The 24163-nt window shown below is 67.8% G+C and carries 20 protein-coding genes and 6 pseudogenes; 16 read left to right on the forward strand and 10 right to left on the reverse strand.

The genetic code is table 11. The annotated features are described in order from the left end of the window. The first annotated feature begins 223 nt into the window (after positions 1-223). The 7 genes and pseudogenes from ACTXG6_RS34070 to ACTXG6_RS34100 all read left to right on the forward strand — a co-directional run bounded on the left by ACTXG6_RS34070 (position 224) and on the right by ACTXG6_RS34100 (position 5336). On the forward strand, positions 224-601 hold the full coding sequence (locus tag ACTXG6_RS34070) for a response regulator transcription factor (protein ID WP_445183472.1): 378 nt from the start codon (positions 224-226) through the stop codon (positions 599-601). A gap of 127 nt (positions 602-728) precedes the next feature. Then, positions 729-1250, forward strand: a pseudogene (locus ACTXG6_RS34075) (glycosyltransferase); the annotation flags it as partial. Positions 1251-1468: 218 nt separating this feature from the next. After that, positions 1469-1918 (forward strand): glycosyltransferase, encoded by a 450-nt coding sequence (locus ACTXG6_RS34080; protein WP_445183473.1) that lies wholly within the window; start codon positions 1469-1471, stop codon positions 1916-1918. A 76-nt stretch (positions 1919-1994) separates the two neighbouring features. Next, positions 1995-2821 (forward strand): annotated as a pseudogene (locus ACTXG6_RS34085) (IS701 family transposase); the annotation flags it as partial. A gap of 97 nt (positions 2822-2918) precedes the next feature. Beyond that, a complete protein-coding gene (locus ACTXG6_RS34090; protein WP_445183474.1) occupies positions 2919-3065 on the forward strand; it encodes a hypothetical protein in 147 nt (48 codons plus the stop codon). A 507-nt stretch (positions 3066-3572) separates the two neighbouring features. Next, complete coding sequence (locus tag ACTXG6_RS34095; protein WP_445183475.1) at positions 3573-3860, forward strand: STAS domain-containing protein; 288 nt, start codon at positions 3573-3575, stop codon at positions 3858-3860. Between the two features lie 3 nt (positions 3861-3863). Beyond that, positions 3864-5336 carry an ANTAR domain-containing protein gene (locus ACTXG6_RS34100; protein WP_445183476.1) on the forward strand — a complete coding sequence of 491 codons (1473 nt, stop codon included), beginning with the start codon at positions 3864-3866 and terminating at the stop codon, positions 5334-5336. Between the two features lie 225 nt (positions 5337-5561). Here ACTXG6_RS34100 and ACTXG6_RS34105 read toward each other — a convergent pair whose 3' ends face one another. After that, on the reverse strand, positions 5562-6083 hold the full coding sequence (locus ACTXG6_RS34105) for a GAF and ANTAR domain-containing protein (protein WP_445190173.1): 522 nt from the start codon (positions 6081-6083) through the stop codon (positions 5562-5564). Between the two features lie 373 nt (positions 6084-6456). Between ACTXG6_RS34105 and ACTXG6_RS34110 the strand changes: the two genes are divergently transcribed. Next, on the forward strand, positions 6457-6780 hold the full coding sequence (locus ACTXG6_RS34110; RefSeq protein WP_445183477.1) for a hypothetical protein: 324 nt from the start codon (positions 6457-6459) through the stop codon (positions 6778-6780). 133 nt (positions 6781-6913) lie between these two features. Here ACTXG6_RS34110 and ACTXG6_RS34115 read toward each other — a convergent pair. Then, a pseudogene (locus ACTXG6_RS34115) lies at positions 6914-7237 on the reverse strand (MFS transporter); the annotation flags it as partial. Here ACTXG6_RS34115 and ACTXG6_RS34120 point away from each other — a divergent pair. Continuing rightward, on the forward strand, positions 7166-7576 hold the full coding sequence (locus ACTXG6_RS34120) for a helix-turn-helix domain-containing protein (RefSeq protein WP_445183478.1): 411 nt from the start codon (positions 7166-7168) through the stop codon (positions 7574-7576). The pseudogene ACTXG6_RS34115 and the gene ACTXG6_RS34120 sit on opposite strands and share 72 nt — an antisense overlap. Before the next feature lie 723 nt (positions 7577-8299). Here ACTXG6_RS34120 and ACTXG6_RS34125 read toward each other — a convergent pair. The 7 genes from ACTXG6_RS34125 to ACTXG6_RS34155 form a co-directional block, all read right to left on the reverse strand. After that, positions 8300-8485 (reverse strand): DUF1918 domain-containing protein, encoded by a 186-nt coding sequence (locus ACTXG6_RS34125; RefSeq protein WP_445183479.1) that lies wholly within the window; start codon positions 8483-8485, stop codon positions 8300-8302. A gap of 743 nt (positions 8486-9228) precedes the next feature. Next, complete coding sequence (gene istB / locus ACTXG6_RS34130; protein ID WP_445183359.1) at positions 9229-10002, reverse strand: IS21-like element helper ATPase IstB; 774 nt, start codon at positions 10000-10002, stop codon at positions 9229-9231. Then, the gene (locus tag ACTXG6_RS34135) at positions 9999-10268 is read right to left on the reverse strand and encodes a hypothetical protein (RefSeq protein WP_331511675.1); all 270 of its coding nucleotides are present in this window, start codon (positions 10266-10268) and stop codon (positions 9999-10001) included. Before ACTXG6_RS34135 ends, istB begins: the two co-directional genes overlap by 4 nt. Further along, positions 10265-11737: an IS21 family transposase gene (gene istA, locus ACTXG6_RS34140; RefSeq protein ID WP_445183358.1), complete on the reverse strand. Its 1473-nt coding sequence runs from the start codon at positions 11735-11737 to the stop codon at positions 10265-10267. The genes ACTXG6_RS34135 and istA overlap by 4 nt, the downstream gene beginning before the upstream one ends. Before the next feature lie 249 nt (positions 11738-11986). Then, positions 11987-12313 (reverse strand): hypothetical protein, encoded by a 327-nt coding sequence (locus ACTXG6_RS34145; protein WP_445183480.1) that lies wholly within the window; start codon positions 12311-12313, stop codon positions 11987-11989. 303 nt (positions 12314-12616) lie between these two features. Then, on the reverse strand, positions 12617-13621 hold the full coding sequence (locus tag ACTXG6_RS34150) for a cytochrome D1 domain-containing protein (protein WP_445183481.1): 1005 nt from the start codon (positions 13619-13621) through the stop codon (positions 12617-12619). Between the two features lie 116 nt (positions 13622-13737). Continuing rightward, positions 13738-15159, reverse strand: a complete 1422-nt coding sequence (locus ACTXG6_RS34155) for a hypothetical protein (RefSeq protein ID WP_445183482.1) — start codon at positions 15157-15159, stop codon at positions 13738-13740. Positions 15160-15935: 776 nt separating this feature from the next. Between ACTXG6_RS34155 and ACTXG6_RS34160 the strand changes: the two are divergent. From ACTXG6_RS34160 to ACTXG6_RS34185, 6 genes and pseudogenes are all read left to right on the forward strand, one after another. Further along, positions 15936-16587, forward strand: a pseudogene (locus ACTXG6_RS34160) (IS3 family transposase); the annotation flags it as partial. An 86-nt stretch (positions 16588-16673) separates the two neighbouring features. Then, a pseudogene (locus ACTXG6_RS34165) lies at positions 16674-17539 on the forward strand (IS256 family transposase); the annotation flags it as partial. 97 nt (positions 17540-17636) lie between these two features. Continuing rightward, positions 17637-18857, forward strand: coding sequence for a tyrosine-type recombinase/integrase (locus ACTXG6_RS34170; RefSeq protein ID WP_445183483.1), 1221 nt, complete (start codon positions 17637-17639; stop codon positions 18855-18857). After that, positions 18854-19786, forward strand: coding sequence for a tyrosine-type recombinase/integrase (locus ACTXG6_RS34175; RefSeq protein ID WP_445183484.1), 933 nt, complete (start codon positions 18854-18856; stop codon positions 19784-19786). Before ACTXG6_RS34170 ends, ACTXG6_RS34175 begins: the two co-directional genes overlap by 4 nt. Continuing rightward, positions 19783-20772, forward strand: a complete 990-nt coding sequence (locus ACTXG6_RS34180; RefSeq protein WP_445183485.1) for a tyrosine-type recombinase/integrase — start codon at positions 19783-19785, stop codon at positions 20770-20772. The genes ACTXG6_RS34175 and ACTXG6_RS34180 overlap by 4 nt, the downstream gene beginning before the upstream one ends. 108 nt (positions 20773-20880) lie before the next feature. Next, positions 20881-21333: pseudogene (locus ACTXG6_RS34185) on the forward strand (transposase); the annotation flags it as partial. Between the two features lie 859 nt (positions 21334-22192). Here the strand turns inward: ACTXG6_RS34185 and ACTXG6_RS34190 are convergent. Beyond that, positions 22193-22468, reverse strand: coding sequence for a hypothetical protein (locus ACTXG6_RS34190; protein ID WP_445183486.1), 276 nt, complete (start codon positions 22466-22468; stop codon positions 22193-22195). A 1345-nt stretch (positions 22469-23813) separates the two neighbouring features. On the opposite strand from ACTXG6_RS34190, the gene ACTXG6_RS34195 reads away from it, so the two are divergent. Further along, positions 23814-24110 carry a hypothetical protein gene (locus ACTXG6_RS34195; protein WP_445183487.1) on the forward strand — a complete coding sequence of 99 codons (297 nt, stop codon included), beginning with the start codon at positions 23814-23816 and terminating at the stop codon, positions 24108-24110. Positions 24111-24163: the final 53 nt, after the last annotated feature.

Consider the following 24163-nt stretch of genomic DNA (forward strand, 5'->3'; position numbering starts at 1 on the left):
GGGTCACCATGAGAACTGCCTTGGTCTGCGACGACCAGTACGGAGCTCGGGCGGAGCTCGTACGCGCACTGGCAGCTGTGGCCGGCGTCGAGGGTCGAGGGGGTGGAGATCGATTTGCTGGTCTCCCGCTACTGCCGCCAACCGGTCGACCTCGTGCTCGTCGGCGCCGAGAGCGGCATCGGAGCACTCGACGTGGCACGGCGCCTCGTCGCCCTGCATCCCGATGCGAACATCCTCGTGCTGGGTACGCCGCGCGACGCCGAGTGTATCTCGGCCGCGATATTGGCGGGCCGCACGCGGCTACCTGCGGTGGGACGCTCTCGGTTCGGGCCTGGTCGCCGCGCTGGCCCACTCCCTGACCTCGACGGCGGTCCTGCCGAAGCCGGGCTCGCTCAGGCGGGACTCGGCGAGCCGGCTCACCGAGCGCGAGCTACAGGTGCTGCTCGGGATCAGCGATGGCAAGACCGCGGAGATCGGCCGGGACCTGTTCCTGGCCACGGACACCGTCAAGACCCACACCGGGCGGATCTTCCGCAAGCTGCGGGTCACCGACCGGGCCGAGGCGGTCGCGCACGGGTTTCGCTGCGGGCTGCTCTCCTGACGCGACGGTGTTTGCGCGCCGTGGGTGTGGGTAGACACGGCTAAGCGCAGGTGCAGTGCGATCGTCCGGTGAGAGGGAGACCTGGGTGAGAGTGGGGCTGGTGTCTTTCCACGGCGGCGCTCAGCCCGTGGACCCGGGAGGTCCGGCCGAGCACGTCTCGTCGCTCGCGGAGGCGCTGGCCGGCCTCGGACACGAGGTTGTGCACTACGCACGTCGCCAGGCCGCCGGGGCAACAGGGTCGGGCGCCGGCTCCCCGGCCAGCTACGAGACCGTCCTGCTCCCCGCGGGCCCCCCGACGGCGCTCAGCGAAGCGGTGGCGATGACCCACCTCGGCAAGTACGTCGACCGGCTGAAGGGCCAACTGGGCCGGCACGAGGTGGACGTGCTGCACGGCCACACTTGGCTTGCCGGTCTGGCCGCCGAGCTGGCCACCCAGGCGATCCTGGTACCGGTGGCTCAGACGTTCCACCGGCTCAGCATGCCGGACCGAGCGCGGCGGGGCGCACGACCCGCGGGCTGCCTCACCCGTATCGAGCGGACCGTGGCCCGGCACGCGAGCCGGATCATCGCGCTGAGCGAGCACGAGCGGGACCTGCTGGTCGGGGTGGGAATGCGCCGGGAGCGGGTCAGCGTGGTCCCCACCGGGCTGGACACCGAGCGACTGGTTTCCCTCGGGGCACCGGTGGAAGCGTCACCCCTCGCCCACCGGGTGGTCGTCACCGGCCCGCTCGGCGAGGCGCCGACCCTGCTCCGGGCCCTGCGGGCGTTGCCCGACACTGAACTGGGTTCATCGACGTCGAGCCGGAGGACTCGGCCGACCGGGCGCGGCTGGCCACGCTGTCGGCCGAACCCGGCCTCGCGGGGCGAGTGCGGCTGGTGCGCCAGCCGGACACGGCTCAGCGGGTCGCGCTGCTGGGAGCGGCCTACGCGGCGGTCTGCCACGTCGCGTCCGGGCAGTCGGGATACGACTGCTTGGAGGCCATGGCCTGCGGCGTTCCCGTCGTGGCCACCAGCCCGGCCGCCCGGGAAGTTGTCGTGGACGGCGTGACCGGTATCCACCTGGACGACACGGGATCGCAGCTGATCGCCCGCGGGCTGCGGGAGCTGCTGGACAACCCGGCGCTGAGTGAGGGTATGAGCGCAGCCGGGCGGGACCGGGTAGCCAGTCGCTACAATTGGTCCCAAATCGCGTCGGAATGCGCCTACGTCTACCAGGAACTTGTCGATACCGCGGGCGGCGGTGCTCCGACCGACGAGCCACTGGCTCCCGGCTCGATCCCCGATCGGCCGGCCGGCGCCTGCACCCCCACGCTCTAGTAGCACTTTGTTAGGTGTGTCGCTGCCGTTGATCTGCCGTGTCGTGTGATCTGTTCGGGTCGTGACTCCGGAGGAGATGGAGCAGGTCAGGCCGCGTCTGGAGGCGCTCGCCAGCCTGATGTTGGGCGGGTTGTCGCGGTCGGATCAGCGTGTCAAGGGTGAGCTGTACCTGCGTGGGTTGATGCTGGATGGCAAGCGGAAGTCGATGCAGCCGATGGTGGCCCGGCTGGGTGTGGATCACCAGCAGTTGCAGCAGTTCGTTACTTCCTCGACCTGGGATTACGTCGATGTCCGGGAACGGGTGGCTCGGTGGGCTGAGGAGTTCATCGACCGGCGTGCTTATGTCATCGACGACACCGGCTTCCCGAAGGACGGACCCGACTCGCCTGGGGTGGCGCGGATGTATTCCGGCACTTTGGGCAAGGTCGGGAACTGTCAGATCGGGGTCAGCGTGCACGCGGTGACCGACTGGGCGTCCGCGGCGATCGACTGGCGGTTGTTCATGCCGCGTTCCTGGGACGACACCACGACCAGCGTGGGTACTGACGCCACCGTTGCTGATCCCGACGCGGTGGCCGAGATCCGACGCCGCCGCGCGCGTAGCAAGATTCCCGAGCAGGCGCGGCACCGGGAGAAATGGCGGTTGGCCCTGGACATGCTCGATGAGGTCACCGGGCAGCGGGCCGGCGGCGGTTGGGACTGGCTGCCCGCCCGGTCGTCGCGGACGCCGGCTACGGCGACACCACCGGATTCCGCCTTGGCTTGCACGAGCGTGGCCTGACCTATGTGGTCGCGGTCAAGGCCACCACCAGCGCTTATTCGGCGCAGGCCGAACCGGTGGTGGCGAACTACAGCGGGCGTGGGCGACCACCGACACCGCGTTACCGCGACGAAGCGAACGACCGCGAGGCCGCCGCCGACGAGGGCGTCGAAGAACCGCTCAAAGCCCAGGCCGCCCTGGGGTAGCGCGAGCATCAGGATCGCCGAGGACGCGGTCTGGTTGACGAACATCAGCCCCTGCCGCGACGAACCCGTGCCCGACCAGCACCGCAACCGACAGCGCGACCAGCACGGCGACGCCGATCGGCAGCGGCCCGGTACCGAGCACGGCCTGCGCCGCCAGACCAATGCCGATGCCAAAGGCTGACCCCCAGGACTATTTGCACCGCGCGCTGACCCCGCAGCACCCTGCTCACGCTCAGGCACACCGCCGCCGCGATCGGCGCGAAGAACGGTTGTCGATTCCCGAGCACATCGTGGCTCAGGTACCAGGACAGGGCCGCCGCGGTCGCGGTCTGCAGGATCGGCCAGCCGCGCCGGAGCCACAGCCGCCCGCGCCGCTCGACGAAGGCCCACACGGCCCGGCGGCCAGCGTGGGCGCCAGTCCTCACCCTGGCGACATACCCAGGGACGCCCGCCCCGAACATGCCGGCCGATCTGGCCGTGCCGAAATGACCTCCCTGGCCAGCACCCGCCGATGTTCAGGCGTCAGTGAAGGCGACTTGCGGTGCGGTTCGCAGCGGTGGATTATGGAACGCGGTTGATGACCCAGCCTCTTTCTTTCAGCCTTGGCTGGTGGACTATGTGCTCTCTCAACCAAACGTTGTCCGGACCGCAACGTTTTGGCTGGTCGCAGCAATCTGTGGGTGATGCTGTGCTGGTCCAGCTGGCTGGCGAACTGGACATGTCGACCATGGAACAATTTCGCGAGAAGCTCTGCCTTCTTGCCGGGTCGGTCGATGCTGACACGGTGGTACTCGACGTGACCGAGCTGAACTTCATCAGCGCTGGATGTATCCGCGTGCTGCTGAGCACCCGGGACACGATGGCCGCGCGCGGCCGGGTGTTGCGGGTCGGCGGGCTGCACGGCATGCCGGCGCGGGTCTTCGACGTGCTCGGGCTGGAGTCGCTGCTGTACCGGCCGAGCGGGGAGGCACGGTAGAGCGTGTCGGATACGAACGGCCCACGGCCCGATGGCGGGGCGCCGGGGCAACCACCCAGCCATTCCCAGCAGCGGGAAGCGGGCGCCGACGAGCGCGAGCGCCTTGCAGACGAGCGCGAGCGGCTAGCCGACGAGCGAGAGGCGCTGGCGGACGACCGCGACTGGCTGGCGGACCGGCACGATCACGAGCTGACCCGGCGGGAGACGTCCTCCTCCTCCTCCTCGGAGGAGGAGGAGGAGGAGGAGGACGAGGCGCGATCCGCGCTGCTCCGCGCGGAGGCCGCCGTACGCCGCGCCGAAGCGGAGCTGGCGCGGGCCCGGCTGACGAGCGCCCGGTTTGCTGCGCGCGCAGACCGAAACACCGCGGCGCGGGAGCGGTCCGAGTCGGTCCGACACCTCGAGCACGCCACCGAGGACGAGGACCGGGCCTGGTTGTCCGAGCGGCACGAGTTCGTCGCCTCGGCGCGCGCGACGATCGCCGCCGATCGGGACACGATGGCCGACGAGCGCGACGAGAGGGCCGGGACACGCGAACACCTCGCCGATCGGCGGGAGCGCGAGACGTTGACGCGGGAGCGCGACATCGAGCGGGTCCAGCAGGCCGGCAGACCGATGAGCGCGGCCCAGCTGGCCGCCGCCGAGCAGTGGCAACAGCATGCGGACATGCGGGCGAGAGACGAGCGCCGGCGGGACGGCGCGGCCACCACCCGACGGGTCGCGGCACAGGAGCGCGCTGACGCGGTCGCCGACTGGGGGCCGACGGCGTACGGGCCGATGTTGCTGGGCAGCTTCGCGAAGCTGGCCAGCGAGCTGTTCGGCTCCGAAGAGCTGGTCGACGTGCTGCCCCAGGTGCTGAAGAGCACCGTGGAGATGGTCGCCGGGTGCGACCGCGCCAGCATCACGCAGTGGCGCCACGAACGTGTGGTCGACACGGCGGCCACCGATCCCGTCGCCGCTGAGCTCGACGAGGTCCAGTTCGGCAGCGGCCTCGGACCGGGCCCCGAAGCCCTGCGGAACCGGGACCCGATCTACGTGCCACGCCTGGCCGAGCCCGGTCGGTGGCCGGTGCTCGCCGCGGCGGCCGAACAGTACGAGGTGGCCAGCGCGGTGTCCCATGGCCTGTTCGTCCGCCAGCCGGGCCAGTGGTCCGCGCTCGGCGTGTTCACCCTGTACAGCCAGGCGCCGGATGCGTTCAGCGCGGATGACCTCGAGTTCGCTTCGGTCCTGGCCGCGTTCGTGGCGGGGTCGATCGACCTGTCCCGACGCAGCCTCGACGTCGACCGCCGGGAGGCCGCCCTGCACCGCGCGCTGAGCACGCGCGACGTGATCGGACAGGCCAAGGGCATCCTGATGGAACGTCGACGGCTGTCCGCCGGTGAGGCCTTCGACCTTCTGCGCCGCGCCTCGCAACGCATGAACCGCAAGGTCACCGAGGTGGCACAGCACCTGGCACAGACCGGAGAACTGCCCGACTAGATCGATCTCGGCGCCATGAGGGCCGGGTCATCCGTCGCCGTTGTCATCCGTCGCCGTTGTCATCCATCCCCGTTGTCATCCATCGCCGTTGTCGCGCCAGTGCCGCTCCATGCGGGCGCGCTGGGCGGCATTCTCGAGCCGCATCGCTGCGGCGCGCGCCCGAGCCTGCTGCGAGGTTGCGCTGGGCGGCGGCCTCGGCGCGGACGTCCTCGATCGTGCGCGGACTCAGCCCGGGACCTGCCCGGTCTCCGCAATGGTTTCGGCGAGGTCGCGGACCTTGACGTCGGTGTTCTGCGAGACCTTCTTGATCAGCGCGAGCGCGTCGCGCTGGGCGAGACGGTAGCGCTCCATCACGATGCCGGTGGCCTGTCCGATCCGCGAGCGACTGACCGGGCTGTCCTCGAGGTCGTTCTCCTGCTGCACGGCCGACAGGGCGACCACCGCGTGCGAGGCCAGCAGCCAGCCGGCGTGCTCGGCCTGGTCGGTAAACACGTTGGCCCGCGACGAGTAGACGTTGAGCACGCCGAGATCATCGTCGTCGTAGCTGTAGAGCAGGAACGCCATCATCGACCCGATGCCCAGCTCGCGAGCCCTCGGCACAAATGCCGACCAGCGTGGTTGGCTCGCGGCGAGGTCATCGACGCGGTGCCCGGGCCGGTGGTCGCGGGCCGCATCGAAACACGGGCCCTCCCCCAGCTGCGCCTGAATACGGTCCGCGAGCCCGGCGATGTCGTCGCTGTACGCCAGGTGGCGACCTCGCCGCCCCGCACGACCGTGATTGCGGCGGCCTCACAGCCCGCCACGAGCTCGGTCGCACGCGCCACGATCCGCTGCAACGTTTGCCGTACCGACCGCTGCGCTAACAGGTCCCGCGCCACCGCCGCCAGCGACGGGGCGAAGGCCTCCCGCCATCCCTGCTCTCCCGCCACGACCACTCCCGCAACACGTCTCGGCGCAGGTGACACCACCCACTATGACCCGCAACCGACCTCGGCGACCGCCCTCGACCCGTCAGGTTTCGCCGAACCCCGCTCCGGGAGTACCGAGGACGCTCGACCCCGAGTGCCGCCCGCGACGCCGAACAAGGGCCACGGCACAGCGTCACATCGAATGAGAATCCATGCTGGTCAGCTCACACACGGACCCGCCTCTACGCTTGGTCGACGCCCGGTACCCGGCCCATGCCGCCCCGGGCTCACGGGACAATCCCTCGAGTGGGCTCGGCACCCTTCCTTCGGGCGGGGCCGCGCACCCCAACGCCGGCGGCGACACGCCAGCGGCGCTGACCCGTCGGTTCTGGGCGGCGATCGTCGTGACCGGGAACGCGGCGGGGCTGTTCGGGCTGGCGATGATGGCCGTCTTGACCACGGTCGTGCACATCGGCTTCGGCGACCACACTGGCAGTGCTGGGCCGACGAGCTGGCCGGGCGCTCAATCCGAGTAAGTCTCCTCGGCGTGGCTCTTGCCAACGGGGCTCTCCTGGCCTTTCTCCTCGGCTCGGTTTGCGGCCGCTCCGGCCTGGAACGTCCTGGTCCTCGGTCGCGGTGAGGTGCTCGACGACGAACCCAGCGCCAGCTCCACCCGGCCCGACCGATGAGGGCGTAGGCGGCGACGACCGAGACGAGGTATCCGCTGTACCAGGAGACCAGCAGCAACGACAGCCGCCGACCGCGACCGCGCCTGGGCGCGAACTCGGCGAGCATGGGGGCACCGATGGCGTACTGGGCGCCGATCGCGATTCCCAAGAGCAGTCGCAGAGCGAACAGTTGCCATGGTTGGGTGAGCGCGGCCTGACGCTCACAGCGCTCGCGGCCGAGACCGGCCTGTCGATGAGCACGCTGTCTCGGCTGGAGACAGGCTTGCGGCGCCCGACGCTGCAGCTGTTGATCCCGCTCGCCCAGGCTCTACACGTTGCGCTGGATCAGCTCGTCGAGCCACCGGCCACGGGCGACCCACGGATGCATCTGCGGCCGACCCGCCGGCGCCGCGGCGGGGTGATCGTGCCGCTGAGCCCGTACCTCAACCACGTCAAGGCCTACAAGCAGATCATCGGGCCGTGTGACCCCGAGCTCGTCACTCATCGAGGCTACGAATGGCTCTACGTACTCTCCGGCCGGATCCGGCTGATCGTGCGAGACGAGGAGCGCTGCTCGGTCAGGGCGAGATCGCCGAGTTCGACACCGGCAAACCTCACTGGTTCGGCCCAGCGGACAACACCGTCGCCGAACTGCTCCACCTAACCCGACACGACGACTAAGCGGCGGTGCAGTACTTGCTGGACGCCGGCACCGATGCGCCGACATGAAGCTTCGCTCTGCGACCCACCACGCGAATCCGCGCCCGAGCCGCGCCCGAGAAGACCAACACCCGTCAACACGACGCAACACCCACCGACACACCCCACCGGGCGAGACCAGCCAGAACGGCACATCACGACACCGAGCGACACAGCCCGACACCTCCGGACGCTGACTCTTAATCAGAGCGTTCGGGGTTTGAGTCGCTGGCAGCACACACTCAGACGCAGGTCAGCAAACCGGTGGCCTGCGTCTCTTCTTTTCGAGGCGATGGCACGAGAAACGGCCGTCCACCCGGAGCCGAAACGATCACCAGGTCGTCTTTCCGAACGAACCCTGACTCGGCGGCCGGCGCGCTTGCGCGCCCGCTAGCGTGCGCCACCGCGCCTCCTCCCGCCGTGGCAGTGCCACTGCTCACCCGCACCGCGACGCCCAGGCGTGCTCTCACCGGCGAGCGGTTCTCGGTCGCGCCCGCCGGTAGCGGCGCCTCATCGCCGTCTGGCCGGCTGCCGCCCGGCGAGGGCGGCATTGCGATGCGATGGTGGAGCGGCACCGGCGGCGGAGGAGACGCGCAGGGGTACGCATGAGGTTCGCCACCGGACAGGTTGATGTCTGGCCTGGATATGTGAGGCCTTCGGGTGTGACCGAGGCAAACTCGACTTTGGATCAATCCGCTGGCCGCAGTTGAGCATCCGACCCGGGGAAGTAGATCGACTCGTGGCCGTCGTCCCAGCGGACCCGGTAGTGCTCGTTGTCCTGGTCTCCGAGTACTTCGAGCACGTCGCCGTGGCGGCGCCGCGTGTCGAGTTTGGCGGTCTCGATGACGATGTGGTCGCCTGTCTTGGCGTGCATCACCGTCTCCTCTCGTGTGTCCGCGTTCAGCGTCCCGCTGACTGGTCGTGTCGACAACACCTCCCCGGGAGTTGTCGACGCCCCAGAGCGACCTCGCCGTGCTCATGGGGATGCGGACCACCCCCACCGACGCCCGGCCACCCTGCCTCGCACCGCCACCCCGCCCGATGGTGGGGCCAAAGCCAGCCGGAGCCAAGGCGGCTGATCACTCCCCCAGGCTGGGCCACGTGATAACTGCCTGCGTCACATTCCTAGCGTCGATCCCGATTTGAGGTGCCGCTGCGAGCGGCGAGGCGGCCTGCCCTGGGGTCAGGTCGTCGGCAGGGCTGATCGGTGAGCTCATCGCGGTCACGCCATCGGGAGCACGGCCTGCGGGGTCAGCGGCCTGGCGTCGCCGACCCGGCGCACGGCGGTGCCGGAGGTGTAGAACTTCATCGCCTCGAAGCGGGGCACCTCAGACTCGGCTGACGTAGCGAATCGGACTAGCAGTCCTCCGACTGAGTATCCCCCCGATGAACGTGCTGGCGAACGAGGTCACCCGCCAACTCGATGCGGGGGTGGCTGAGACGGCTGAGGACGACAGCATCCGTGCCATGGTGATTTACTGCGGCCGAGGGCCGGAGCAATCGCTGCGGCCCTCGGTGTCAACGGTCATTGGGAACTCCGGGTGGGCGGACATTTGATCTCCGGGCTGGCGGACAGCGGATCTCCGGGTAGGCGGACGTGAGTTTTCCGGGTGTGGGTTAGTTCAAGGGGATCACTCCCTTGCCTGCGAGGGCTTCGGCGAGACGGTGCGAGTCGCCGGTGGTTGCGATCAGATGTGCATGGTGGAGCAGGCGGTCGACGGTGGCGGTGGCCAGGGTTTTCGGCATGATCGAGTCGAATCCGCTGGGGTGGATATTGCTGGTCACCGCGATCGAGCGCCGCTCGTAGGCGGCATCGATGATCCGGTAGAACGCCTCGGCGGCGTCTTGGCCGGCGGGCAACATCCCGATGTCGTCGACCACGATCAAATCGCAGCCGCAGATCCGTGACACCGTCCGTGCGACCGTGCCGTCGACCTTGGCCTTGCCGACCGCCGCGGTCAGAGATTCCAAGGTGAACCAGGCGACCCGCAGGTCGGCCTCGATCGCGGCGTGCGCCAACGCCTCAACGAAGTGCGACTTCCCGGTGCCCGATGGGCCGGCGACCGCAAGATTCTCCTGCCGACCGATCCACTCGAGGGTGACCAGCGCGTTCTGGGTGGGCTCGGGGATCGAGGACTCCTCGGGCCGCCAGGAGGAGAACGTCTTCCCGGTAGGGAAGTTCGCGTTCTTGCGCCGTAACCGACGCGTCGCCGAGTCGCGGCCGGTGACTTCCTCGATCAGCAGGACACGCAGCACCTCAGCGGGGTCCCAACGTTGCGCCCGTGCGGTTGCCAGGATGTCGGGCGCGGCTTTGCGCAGGTAAGGCAGCCGCATCCGACGCGTGATCTTGTCCAACTCATCGGGCAGCGCCGGCGCTTGCGGGTGGCTCACGACCATGAGTCCACCGCCTCGATGCGCTGCTGCAGCCGGGCGGCGAGGGTGCCCACCCAGGCCGCGACCTCGAACGCGTCACTCTGCCCACCCGAGCAGGCCCGAGCGCACGCCTCGGTCGGCCCAGGGTCGCCGCCGGCCAGCCACTGCTCGAGCAGATCCAGAACGGTGGTGGTCTGCTCGAGGGTGGTGCGGTCGATCAGTACCCAGGGCGAGGGCGGCAGGCCCGGCAACGACGCGGGCTGGGTCGGGTCGGGGGTGTTCATGCGCCGAACCTGTCCCACGACCCGGTGCCGGGCTGCGCGGAGTGCGCCTCGTCGACGTGCACGACGTCATCGGGTGGCCCGGCGGCGCCGAGGTGATCCAGGATCGAGACCAGGTCGTCCTCGGCGAACCGGCCCGCGATCGCGGCCAGCCCGAGGGCCTCATCGACCCGGTCGCCACCCAGGACCGCGCCCAGCGCGACCGCCCGGGCCATCTTGGCCCGGATCCGCGCCACCCCGGTCGCGGCGGCCTCGATCAGCCACCGGCGTGCCCCCTCGCCCAGGTCCAAGAACGCGACCTCTTCCGGGGTGCGGGCACGCACCTTGGGAACCCGCGGCAGATTCCCGCCTGGGTGGTGCGGGTAGTGCGCATCGACGATGCGCGGATGCCCCGGGGTGGATAGCTCGTGACGGGCGATCTCGCTGATCCCCACCGCGGTGGACCCGGTGATGGCCAATTCCTCGCCCACCACCCGGCACCACACCTTCTGGCCCTGGTGCCCGTCCGGGGTGGAATAACGCACTGAGCCCCACCGGATCGTCTGATCATCATCAACCAGCCGTTCCTCGCCCAGCGCGATCGCATGCGGCGCGCCCGGCAGAACATGCAGGTGCTGGCGCTCGATGCGCAACCGCTCAACAGGAGCGGCCCCGGTCTCCCGGTGCGGGCGGGCGTTGACCCGCTCGCACCACTCGAAGCACGCGTCGGCGAGCTCGGCGAACGAGGCGTAGGCGGGCAGCAGGTTCGCCGTGGTCGGGACCAGATCCGCTTTGGCGATCTTCACCGTGTGCTCAGCGCCGCCTTTCGACTCCGGATCGAAGGGCTCACACGTTTCCACCTTGCAGCCGTAATGGCGGCCCGCGGCGACGATGTCAGGATGGCGCACCGGCACGCCGGCGACCCGGTCGATCGTCACCGTCTTCGGGTTATCAGTCAGTAAATAGGTGGGCGCCCCACCGATCCGCCGCAGCGTGGCATCCACACACCCCACCAGGGTGCCCAGCGTCTGGTCCCAGGCCGGGAGCACCACCCGAAACCGTGACCAGGACAGCCACGCGCAGAACAGCTGCGTGCGCCTGCCACCGACACGGGGACCTTCGCCCCAGTCGTGCTGCAACCACATCCCCGGCTCAGCCACCCATGGCCGGTACTTCCGTCGGTGCCCCGCATTCCAATCAGCCTTGACCTCGGCCACCGCGCGCCGCGTGCTGCGATCGGTGCCGGTAAACCCCATCGCGACCAGCCGCGCGTGCACCACATCGGCACGAACTCGCCCCTTCGATGCCTCGACTAACTCCTCGATCTTGTCCAAGAACGGGTCAATCGCTCGCGGCCGTCGCGCCGGGGTAAACGGGTCGCGCCCGGAGTCGCGGATCGCGACAAAACGGGCCACGGTCTTCTCATCCACCCCGGCCAACGCCGCGGCTGAATGTGGACAACGCGTCAAATCGAACGCTTGCAAGATCTCCATGACTTCCCTGCCAGACTTGGTCAAGGGGTCCCTCCAGATCGGGGCTGGCTGTGATCGACAACCAGAGCCAACCCGGCAGGAGGGACCCCGCCTCGCATGCTGTTCAGGCGTGTCCCGGAGAAGTCATGTCCGCGGACCCGGAGATCTCACGTCCGCCCATCCGGAGCCAGCTGTCCGCCCATCCGGATCTTCGCGTGTCCGTCGGCACTCGGGTCACCGCGTCACGCACGATTTTGCGGGCAGTCCTCGTCACCGAGTGTTCGGTGGGATGGGGAGGTCGGTGAGCACCTGAGTGGCCACCTGGTGCCCCAGCTGCTGTCCGGTCTGGTGATCGAGGCGGGTGTGCTGCCCGGCCCAGATGCGGCTCAGGCCGGCCTCGTCGGCGGCGGCGGCGAGGTCGGGGAATCCGCGGGTCACGCCGGGGTCAGCGGCCGTGGTGTTAGTGACCGGCTGTTGGGGGCCGTAAAAGGCGGTCAGCACGGCGGCGGCGGTCGCGCTGAGCGCGCCGTGCGCTCCGGGGTAGGACGGGTCCGCGGCGGTGGGCGTCAACGGGTTCCAGGTCGGGTCCGCGGGCACGGATGGGTGCCACGCCTGTGCGCACGGTCCGCTGCAGGTGGAGGTGGTGGTGTCGGCCTCGAACCGGCGTATGACGCGCCGGCCGGCGCAGCCGCCTACCGGTCGGGCCCGAAGCGAGGCCTACCGCGACGCCGAAACGGGGCTGGCCGACGAGCTGGAGCGCGACGCCCGAGCGTGTTCCCCTGCTGCACGGCACCGGGCCGACGAGTGCGGTCGTTCGCCGCGCAGCCTCCCGCCTCGGCCTGGGCGGCGCCGCCAGCGCGTGGTCGTGCGGGCCGACGTGGAGCCGCCCAACCAGTCAGGTCAGCCTGATCCGATGTCGACTGTCGACACATTGTTGGACTCGTTGTTGGTGATATAGGCGTGGTGGGAGTCTGGGGCGATGGCCACGAGCACGGGTGTCTGGTCTACCGGGATGGTGGCGGTGACGGTGCCGCAGGCAGTGTCGATCATCGATAGCGTCTTGGAGTCATAGTTGGTGACGTAGGCGTATCCGTCCGCGGCGGTCGCCACGTCGTAGGGGTAGTTGCCAACCGGGATCGTGGCGGTGACGGTGCTGCGGGCAATGTCGATCACCGACACCGAGTTCGAGTCGTAGTTGGGGACGTAGGCGTGGAGGCCGTCGGCCGCAACCGCTACCCGATAAGGGCCGCTGCCGACCGCAATTGTGGCGGTGACAGTGTTGCGGGCGGTGTCGATCACCGACACCGAGTTCGAGTCGTGATTGGTGACGTAGGCATGGCGGCCATCAGGCGCAACCGCCACGCCGTAGGGGTCCTCGCCGACCGAGATCGTGGCAGTCACGGTGTTTCGGGCGAGGTCAATCACCGACACAGCTCCCGTGACGGAGGTCGGGTTGTTGGTGATGATGTAGGCGTGGTGTCCGTCCGGGGCGGTCGCCAGGGCCCCGGGGGTCTGGCCGACTGGGATTGTGGCGGTGACAGTGTTGCGGGCGGTGTCGATCACCGACACCGAGTTGGATGCCCTGTTGGTGACGTAGGCGTGGTGTCCGTCCGGGGCGGTCGCCACGTCGTAGGGGTTGATGCCGACGGGGATTCTTGCGGTCAGGGTGTTTTTGCCGGCGTCAACCACGGTCACGGTTCCCGGCTCGAGGGTCGAGTTGTCGTTATGGATGATGAGGTAGGCATAGCGGCCGTCCGGGGACAATGCCAGCGCTCCAGGACGATTGCCGACGTTGATGGCAGTCGTAGGCGCGGGGACATCCGCAGGTCCGGTGGTGCCCCGTTGATTGAGCAATGCGATGCCAGTGGTGAGGGCGACGACGGTGATGAGGCCGGCGATCTCCACCCGTGCGTGTCCTCGGTGGGGCGTGTGATGGGTGTGCTGATGCTGACCGTGTGGCATTTGTACCTCGAATTCGACCTTCCTAGGTGCGTCGCCCGCGGGCCGAGCATTGTGGCGGGCTAAGAGGGCAGCATTGCGTGGTGCTCGGCGATCCACGCCGCTGTCTGTGTGATCATGAGTACGACGAGCGCGGCGAGCCACGCGGCCTGGCGCCTGATGCTCGGCTGTGCGGCGAGCCCACCGAACACGAACAGGCCAAGGGGCTGCGCCGTCACCGCATAGAGGTTCCAGTCGTTGTACGCGCCGAGTTGGGCGCGCCATAGCCCGACCATCAGCAATGCCCCGGCCGAGGCTACCGCGAGGAAGATCACGCGCGGCGTCATCTGGAGAATGCCTGCGGACAGAAGCGCGGGCAGCAGGGCTAAGGATGGGGCCAGCAGCAGGAGCATCTGCAGCTGCAGCCACATGTATTGGCTATTGGCCGGGGCGATGAACCTCGCGAAGTGCCCACCCTGCGCCGAGATCTGGCTGTGGGTCGCGAGGTCGGTGATTGGCAGCTCATGCAGGTTAAACCACCACACTGCCGCACCCAGCAGCGCCGGCACAGCCAGAACCGCGACCGCGGCATCAGCGGGCCGGCGCCTGCGTATCGCAAACCCACCAAGCGACAACAGCGATGGTGCCAGGACAAGGGCTTCGAGATGACAGAGCGCTGCGATACCGAGGAGGAACCCTGCCGGCCACAGCCTTGCGTGCTCGTCGTCGAGGTATCGCAAGGCCATGGTGAGGTAGGTCAGGACGGCGACGTTGGTCAAGGTGTAGTTCTCGACGTCACCAAAGAACACCAGCACCCAGCCGCCGGCGAATAATCCTGCCACGACCAGCGGCCATCGTGACGGCATGAATCTGCGGCTCAACCCTAGAACGAGAAACACTGCGACCCCGCCCGCCAGGCATGAGGTTGCCCGATAGGTCTGCGCCACATCCCAGCCCCATGCGGCGTGCAGAATGATCCAGAGGCGTGAATGGAGGTACAGCTCGAGCATTTCGTCGTGGGTAACGAACGCCCCAGTCCGCGCTGCGGCGTCGGTGAACTTCTGCTGCAACAGTGATCCATCGAGGTTTTCGCGGTTCGTGCTTGCGCCCCAAAACAGCACCGTCGAGGTCGCGGCGAGGGCCAGTCGCGCGGCGGGCCGCTCGAGCGCCCGTCGCATTGTGCACGCCATACGCCGACAGGCGTCAGCCCAGCGCGCGACACTCACACCCGCGACCACGGCAAGCTCGAGGAATAGCCAGCGCCATGGCTGGTCCACGAATGCCCATCTGTCTAGGCCGAGCCACGCGGTTGCCTCGATCTGGCCGCGAGGGTCGAGTGGTACCGGGGCGACAACGCCACGCCACAGGTAGAGCCCGCCAAGCCCACAAGCGGTGAGGGCCACGAGCATGCCCGCGCGTCGGTCGCGGCCGATACCGGCACCCGCCGGGACAGGTACGGTATCGGTCGCATCCTGGGCATCAGGAGTTGACGTCCGTGATGACATGGGCACGGTCCTATTCCGAGAACGTCGCTGCCAATGAGGCAAAACAGTAGTGTGCCGCCAGGCAGGAGGGGATCAGACGGTTGAGTCGGTGACCTCGACGACGACGCAGACAAAACCGCTTTGTGACCTTGAAGGAGCTTCCAAGTGATCCGCAAGGGCCTGTTCCTCATACTGGCCGCCGCCACCGCCGGCGCCCTGACGATAACCATCCAGTCCCGCCAAGAGATCGCCCGCTACCGGGCGATCACAAAAATGTAGCCGGCTCACCTGCGAGTCCGGGCGGCGGCTGACGGTGCCGCAGTGCTCGCGAACCGAGCTGGCCAGCGACGAGACCTACGCCTCCCTGCACGACGTAGCCCGCGAACCCTGCTGCCCACCACCATGACCTCATGGCGTTGGTTGTGCGCGGTGAAGCTCTCACCGCGCTCCGGCCAGAGCAATCTGTGCTCCGAGTCGCGGAGCTCGAATCGGTATGAGCAATGTTGAGCGTCGTTCAGGATGAGGACGCCCAGGCTGATCGGCGCCATCCACGCTGACGATGACTGATCTAGCGGTTGGCGGCCAGCATGGTCACCATCGATGCTCGGGCGGTGACAAGCTGGTCGGTCCGTAGGGCGCTGAAGACGGTGTCGGACAGCCGTCAGCGGAGCAGACGCAACGCCGCGGTCTTGTCCTTGCCGCGGGCGTGTTGTTCGGCGATGTAGAGGGTTACCCCTTGATCGTGGACACCCTGATTGTTGGATCATGAAGATTGATCCATAGAACGGGAGTTCCTGTTGGGGACGTCGAAGTACTCGCCTGAGTTTCGGGCTGATGCTGTCGCGTTGTACCGCGCCACCGCGGGCGGACGTATGCGTCGGTGGCCAAAGACTTGGGGGTCAACCATGAGCGCTGCGGGTCTGGGTCCGCGAGGCTGAGCAAGCTGCTGAGTCCGGGGCGGGACAGGCCAGCGCGTTGGAGCGGGAAAACCGGCAGTTGCGGGCCCGGGTGAAGGACCTCGAGCTGAGCGGGAGATTCTGCGGAGGGCCGCGAAGTATTTCGCGGGCGAGACCAGCTGGTGAGTCGCTTCCAGTTCGTCGAGGATCATCGTGGCGCCTTCGGCGTCAAGCGGCTGTGCCTGGTGTTGAAGGTGTCCCGCACCGGTTTCTACCGGTGGTTCAGCGGTGCCGACGCTCGGGCCGGACGGCAGCGGGCTGACGCCGAGCTCGCCGAGCGGATCGGTGAGATTCATCGGGACTCCGATGGCACCTACGGGGTTCCGCGAGTCACCGCCGAGCTACGCGAGGCCGGAGTGCGGGTCAGTCACAAGCGTGTAGCCCGGATCATGCGCACCTGGGGCATCGTCCGTTGCACCTGCGCAAGAAGGTCCGCATCACGATCCCCGATCGGTCAGCGACGCCGGTGCCGGATCTGCTGTGCCGTGATTTTCACGGGCGTGTCATACCAACCGTGTAAGCAGCGGGTGATCCAAGATCGACTGCCGTGATCAACACGGCGGGTCGGGAAGGACACCCATGAGTAAGGACCAGCTCGATTCCGACTCTGAGACCGCTGCGGCTCGCCGGCTCACTGATGCCCTCGGCCCGTCGGCGATCGATGCTCTGCTTGCCGACGCGAAGGCTGCCGGCACACCGATCGACGGCGTCGACGGACTGCTCAACCAGATGACCAAGGCCGTCCTCGAACGAGCCCTGCAGACCGAGATGACCCACCACCTCGGATACGACCGTGCCGACCCCGCCGGGGCCGGCAGCGGCAATTCCAGGAATGGTAGCTCCACGAAGACTGTGTCCACCACCAACGGGCCGGTCACGATCACCGTGCCGCGCGATCGGAATGGCGAGTTCGAGCCGCGGATCGTGCCGAAACGAGCACGGCGGGTCGGGCAGACGACGAGCTCGTCCTGTCCTGCTATGCCCGCGGAATGTCCACCCGCGACATCGAGGCGCACCTGCTCGAGGTGTATGGCGTGAAAGCATCTCGAGAACTGGTCTCCACCATCACCGATGTGGTGACCGATGAAATCGAGATCTGGCGGAATCGACCGGTCGGTGAGGTTTATCCGATCGTCTATGTCGACGGTATCCGCATCAAGGTCCGGGACAAGGGCGCGGTCACGATCAAGAGCGCGCACCTGGTCATCGGGGTCGACGTCGAGGGCCGCAAGCACGCGCTCGGCTGCTGGATCGCCGAGGCCGAGGGTGCGAAGTTCTGGCACTCGGTCCTCACGCAGCTGCGCAATCGCGGGCTGCGCGACATCCTGATCGCCTGCTGTGACGGCCTCACCGGCCTGCCTGAGGCGATCACCTCGGTGTTCCCGGAGACGGTGGTGCAGACCTGCGTGGTGCATTATGCCGACCTTCGGATTATGCCGATCGCGGCGTGAAGTCGCTGGTGGTGGCGGTGCCGGGCTGGCGAGGTCGGCATAATCCGGTGAGTTGATCGACGCTTGTTCCTCCACTGTGGAGGAGGGCGTCATGGTCAAGGTGTTGCGGTCGATCGTGCGAGGGCCGCTGGAGGGACATGTCACCGGTTTCGCCGAGCGGCTGCTGCGGCAGGGTTATTCGCGGTCCTCGGCAGAGCAGCACGTGTGCTTCATCGCGCATCTGGATCGCTGGATGCAGGCCGAGGGTGTCAGGCTCGACGGTCTGAGCGGTTCGGTGATCGAGCGTTATCTGGCGCAGCGGCGAGCTGCGGGATACGTGGAGTACAGGTCGGTGAAGGCGCTGCAACCGCTGCTTGGTTACCTCGCACCGAAGGGTGTGCTGCCGATCCCGCGGGAGGTCCCGCCCGGTCCGGTGGAGGAGCTGCTTGGTCGCTACCGGGCCTGGCTGCTCGTCGAGCGCGGTGTGACGCCGGGAACGGCACGCGGTTACGTGGACTGCGTGCGGCCATTCGTCGCGGGCCGACTGCATAGTGGCGTCCTGGATCTGGTCGGGGTGACCGCGGGCGATGTCATCGGTTTCGTGCTGGGCGTCTGTCCTGGCCGCGCTGTCGGGTCGGCGAAGCTGATCGTCTGCGCGTTGCGGTCGCTGTTGAGGTGGCTGCACCTCACCGGGGAGGTCCCGGTGCCGTTGGCGGCCGCGGTTCCCTCGGTCGCGGGTTGGCGGCTCTCCGGCCTGCCGAAGGGCCTCGAACCGAGTCAGCTGCGCAGCCTGTTGGCCGCCTGTGATCGGCGCACCCCGACCGGTCTGCGTGACTACGCGATCATGTTGCTGTTGGCGCGGCTTGGGTTGCGCGCCGGCGAGGTTGCCCGCCTCGGACTGGACGACATCGACTGGCGCCGCGGCGAGATCGCGGTGCTCGGCAAGGGCAACCGAGCCGAACGACTCCCGCTGCCAGCCGAGGTGGGCACGGCGATCGCGGGGTATCTGCGTCGTGGTCGACCAGACACCGCGCAGGGGCGCAGCGTGTTCGTCCGTGTCCACGCACCGCACCGGGAGTTGACGACCGGCGGGGTGACGATGGTCGTGTTCGACGCCGCCCAGCGCGCAGGTCTGGGCCGGATGCACGCGCACCGGCTGCGGCACACCGCCGCCACCGCCATGCTGCAAGCAGGCAGCCCACTCGCCGAGGTCGGTCAGGTGCTGCGGCACCGCTCGGCATTGACGACCGCGATCTACGCCAAGGTCGACCGGAACGCACTCGCGGTGCTGGCCCGCCCCTGGCCGGTCCAGTCGTCGGGCGGTGCGTCGTGACCGGACTGCTGCGCGACGGCTTGGTCGACTACCTCGCGCTGCGCCGCGCGCTGGGCTACCGGCTGGACCGCCCGGAGAAGCTGCTGGGCCAGTTCCTCGACCACCTCGAACACGCCGGCCAGTCGAGGATCACCGTCGCGGCGGCACTGGACTGGGCGCAGCGGCCGGCAGGAGGCGGCGACTCGAACTGGTGGGCCTATCGGCTCTCGGCGGTGCGCGGGTTCGCCACCTACCTGCACACGCTGGACCCCGAGCATGAGGTGCCCGCCGCGGGGCTGCTACCGCAGCGACCGCACCGCGCCAGCCCGTACTTGTATTCCGCCGCCGACATCACCGCGCTGGTCGCGGCCACCAGCTCGCTGCGCACTCCGCTGCGACGGGCCACGTTCGCCACGTTGATCGGGTTGCTGGCTGTGACCGGGATCCGGGTGGGTGAGGCAATCGCCCTGGACCGCGGCGACGTCGACCTCACCGCCGGGCGGCTGGTGGTGTGTCACGGCAAGTTCGGCAAGACCCGGGAACTGGCCCTGCACCCCACGACCATCGACGCGCTGCGCCGCTACCAGCGGCTCCGCGATCGACTCGCTCCGCCCACCGGAACACCGGCGCTGTTGGTGTCCGCGGCCGGGACCCGACTGCTCTACTGCAACGTCCACCACGCCTTCCATCGTCTGGTCAATCGGGCCGGGCTCACCCCGCGTGCTGGATCGTGCCGGCCCCGCATTCACGACCTGCGCCACTCCTTCGCCGTCGCCGCGATGCTCGAGGCCTACGCCGCCGGGCAGGACGGGCAGACCCGCCTGACGCTGCTGTCGACCTGGTTGGGTCACGTCCACCCCGCCAGCACCTACTGGTATCTGTCGGCTTCTCCGGAGCTGATGGCCGTTGCCGGACAGCGGCTCGAAGCACACCTGGCGAGTCGGCCATGAGCGCGCTCGCCCCGACGTTGCAGGCGTTCTTCACCGACCGGCTGATCCGCCAGCGCCACGCAAGCGCGCACACCGTCGCCGCCTACCGCGACACCTGGCGGCTGCTGCTCGGCTACGCCGCAACCCGGACCGGGCGGCCACCGTCGCGGCTGGATCTGGCCGACCTCGACGCTCCGCTGATCGCCGGCTTTCTCGACCACCTCGAACGCGAACGCGGCAACAGCGTGCGCACCCGCAACGCCCGCCTGGCCGCGATCCACTCCTTGTTCCGGTTCGCCGCCCACGCTCATCCCGAGCACGCCGCGAGCATCGCGCGGGTCTTGGCGATCCCACCCAAACGCTTTGACCGGGCGCTGATCAGCTACCTGACCGAGCCCGAGGTCGACGCGCTGCTCGCCCGCTGCGACAAGGCGACCTGGACCGGGCGGCGCGACCACGCGCTGCTGCTGCTCGCCGTCCAGACCGGGCTACGGATCTCCGAACTGACCGGGCTCACCCGCGCCGACGTGCACCTCGGCACTGGCCCGCACGTCGCCTGCCACGGCAAAGGCCGCAAAGACCGAATCACGCCGCTCACCAGCGGGACGGTCACCATCCTGCGGGATTGGCTCGGCGAACAGAGCGCTGACCCGAGTACACCACTGTTCCCGACCCGCCGCGGCACCACGCTCAGCCGCGACGCCATCGAACATCGTCTCGCCCGTTACACCGCCCAAGCCGCCAACCGCTGTCCGTCGCTGCACGGCAAGACGATCACCGCGCATGTCCTGCGGCACACCACTGCGATGCGGCTGCTGCACGCCGGCGTCGACACCAGCGTCATCGCCCTCTGGCTCGGTCACGTCAGCGTCGAGACCACCCAGATCTACCTGCACGCCGACCTCGAGCTAAAAGAGAAGGCACTCGCCAGAACCCGCCCACCGAACGGCCGCACCGGCAGATACCAGCCCCCAGACAACCTGCTGGCCTGGCTCGAAGGCCTCTGATTATGCCGACCCCGTCAGCCCGGGCACCGCCACCACCAGCGACTTCACGCCGCGATCGGCATAATCCGAAGGTCGGCATAATGCACCTTATGCCGACGTCGGCATAAGGTGCACGTGATCCGCAACGCGATGCGGTTCGTGTCTTACCAAGATCGGAAGCAGATCGCGAAGTCGATGCGGATGATCTACACCGCGCCGACGGTCGAGGCCGCCGAGCTCGCCCTGAAAGATCTTGATACCGAGTGGGGCCGGCAGTATCCCGGGGTGCTCGACGTCTGGCGCCGCGCCTGGAACGAGTTCATCCCATTCCTGGACTATCCGGCGGAACTGCGTCGAATCGTCTACACCACCAACGCGATCGAATCGATCAACTTCTAACTGTGGAAGATCACGAAAACTCGTGGACATTTACCGTCCGACGAGGCCGCAATGAAACTGATCTACCTTGGACTTCGAAACATTTCCAGCAAAAGAGGAGGAGAATCAGGGACCGGAACACACGGATGGAAGATAGCACTCAACACGCTCGTCGTCCTCTTCCCTGGACGACTTCCCCCGTGATACGTTAGGAACATTAGTCATCCGTGGCTTACACGGAATTTACCTGTACGCTTCGTCCACGAACGCCCGCTCGTTCAGCCCAACCGACACGATGCCGTCGGCGCGGTGAGCCAAGATGCGTCCAGGGGCGGACGCGGTGCCCCACATGGAGCGGAGCTACTTCTAGACCCTGCTCGGCGGCCTGAAGGCACCGGGCGCGCGTCGAGCGGCACGATCGGGCGCCAGGACGGCGACACATGGTCCGCCGGCCGGGAGACTGCCGGCGGACCACGTGCCTCATCACGGGCTGCCGGACCACACCCGCGAGACGACACACATCGTCGGTCGGCCCCAGCTATTAATGGAGGACGAATTACGATCAGCAAGGTCGGAGAGAGAGAATTGCGGTGACCTCTGTTGGCGTCGTCCTGGCGGCCGATGGGGCCTTACGTTCACCGGCACTGGCTTCGCAGACGGGCATGACGACTGCGGCTGCAACAGCGAGGGGCATGACCGACACAGTGGCCATAGTTGTTCCTACGAGGCAGCCGGCGGCGATGGAGGTAACGCAAACCCCAATTGCGCGGTCCCGCTCGGAATGTCCGCGTGAGTCATGAGCCAGGGCGGCCCCGTCTCACAGTGCAACTCGGCCAGTGGGGCCGGCGGCGATGGCGGTGCCAACTAGGTTCCCCGTGTCGGCGGGCGGTGACCGCAGACAAAGCCGATTGTCGCTCCATTGATCGCCAGCCGGTCTTTAGCGATTGGCTGCTACCTGACGTTATTTGGCGAACCTCATCCACGCGCGAGAGGCGGTAAATTTCCACGACACATCCAGGAAACTCTACCGCCTCTCGCTGCGACGATCGGTGGCGCGCCAGGGTCAGTAGTTCGCGCCGGTCCCGCCGCTACCGCCGGCGCCGCCGGTGGCAGTGCACTGCGAGTTGTTGCCGCCCTGGCCGATGATACCGGCCGAAATACCGATAGGAAGCACGCAGTTCGAGTTAGCTTTGCCGCCGGCGCCGCCGGCGCCACCGGTGTTGTTGCCCTCGCCGTGACTGCCGGCGAACGCGGTCCCGCCGAAGAGAGCCGCTGCGCCGGTAGCGAGAGCGGCTGCGGCGACCGCGACCGCGGCGCGCTGGCCAAACTTGCGATTCATATATCCTCCGATTGATCGGGCCAAGACGCTATCGCCTCAACCACATGGTTAGGCGTAGTAGGTAGGGATGAAGTTGTCCAGCAATCAGCCGACAGTGTGTAACTGGATCACCCGCATGAGTGATTCACGCTAGTGTCAGTGTGGCCCTCAGGTGATAATACCCAAAGGCTCGGTGCCGGCCAGTGATGGTACGACGAGTCGCCGTTCGGTCGAGTGACGAGCTTTTTGTGCGTTCACGACGGCGTCTTCGGATTTGGCGAGGTTGCCACGTCGGTGAAGGTTTGACGAGGACTTTCGTGTGGGTGGAGGTGCTCAGATCGCGTACCTGGCCGACTCTCCCCTCGCTGTCGAGCATACGGGGAGTCCTGTTCGGCGTGGCGGCTTCTGGATACTCCCAGGGGCTGTGAACGGCGGGCGCAATGATTCAGCTTCCGCGTATTTGCAAAGTGTATCGGGCTGGTGATGTCGAGGTAAGGGCGCTCCGTGAGATCGTCTCTTTCGACACGCTTCAACAGCCCGTTTGGACCAGTGAGCTCGAGCTCTCGCTGCCGAGCCTCGGCCACCATCGCCGCTGCGGCGGCCTGCTCCGGCGACAGCTCCCGGTCCGACCCCTTGATCTTCTTCTCTGCGCTCACAGCTGCTGGCGATGTAGCGCTGTGCCGGAACGGGTCCCTTTCGGAACTCCACCGCTCGCGGCGACTGGATCATCGTTCCCGGTGGTCGCGGGCCGCCGATAGCGCTTCCAGAATCAACGTGTCGAGGGACACGCCATGTAGAGCACTGATGCAGACACTTCGACCTCCTGTCGTTTCGATCCAAACTGGTTTCAGCGTGTTGCAGACTGGGATGACGGCCTTCCATGGTTGGCCTGCCGAGGCGTTCTGCCGTTTGCCTGACCGTCGAGCGGGGAACGGTGGTTTCGACAGCGATCGGAGGTTTCTCCGCGTGCGCTGTCAAGGCAGGTCGGCGTGACGGCCGGCGCACCGGGGACGCGGGCCGGCACGGCGGAACTCATGGACCTCGACCCAGCCGCTGTGACACTGACGCGCCGAGAATCGTCCGCCGCTGCGACATCCGCCGGCACCCCGGGTGTTGCTGTCGTCCACGCCGGTCACCTGTCCTCGGATGGGCGGCCCCGAGGTAACGCTCGGTCAGCCGGATTCCGGGGCCGGTCGCTCGGATGACGGCCCGGCGGCGGTACGTCCAGCACCGGGTTGCCGTCGAAGAACCCGACCGGCTCGAGATGGAAAACGCTGAAGACTTGCTGAACACACACCCTCGCGGCGTCGGTGCAAGCGGCGTCCGGTTCTAGCATCGCCTTGACGTCAAAGGCAGGTGAGAGTGCATGGCACTTATCGCGCACGCCGTGCTACTGCTGATCGCCCTGGCCGCGCTATTCGTCGCGGCCGTCGCGCTGATGGTCGGACGCCTGGTTCTCCTCGGCGTCCTGTTGACCGCAGCGGTCCTGTTCACCTCGGTCGTACATCTCGGTGGCCTCATCCACACTGACGCACGACACCCGTCGGCCGCACCCCGATGGTGTGCCGCGCATGGGCATCCTCCGCAGGCAAAATCGGTCGGCGTGGACGATCCCGCTCAGACGACAGCCGAGGACTCGGCTCTCACAGTGGTTCTGCACTGACAAGCCGACTCACGGATCATCCTGAGCTGCCCGCTAATCGGCCCGGACTAACA

It is taken from the genome of Pseudonocardia sp. Cha107L01, assembly GCF_052566575.1.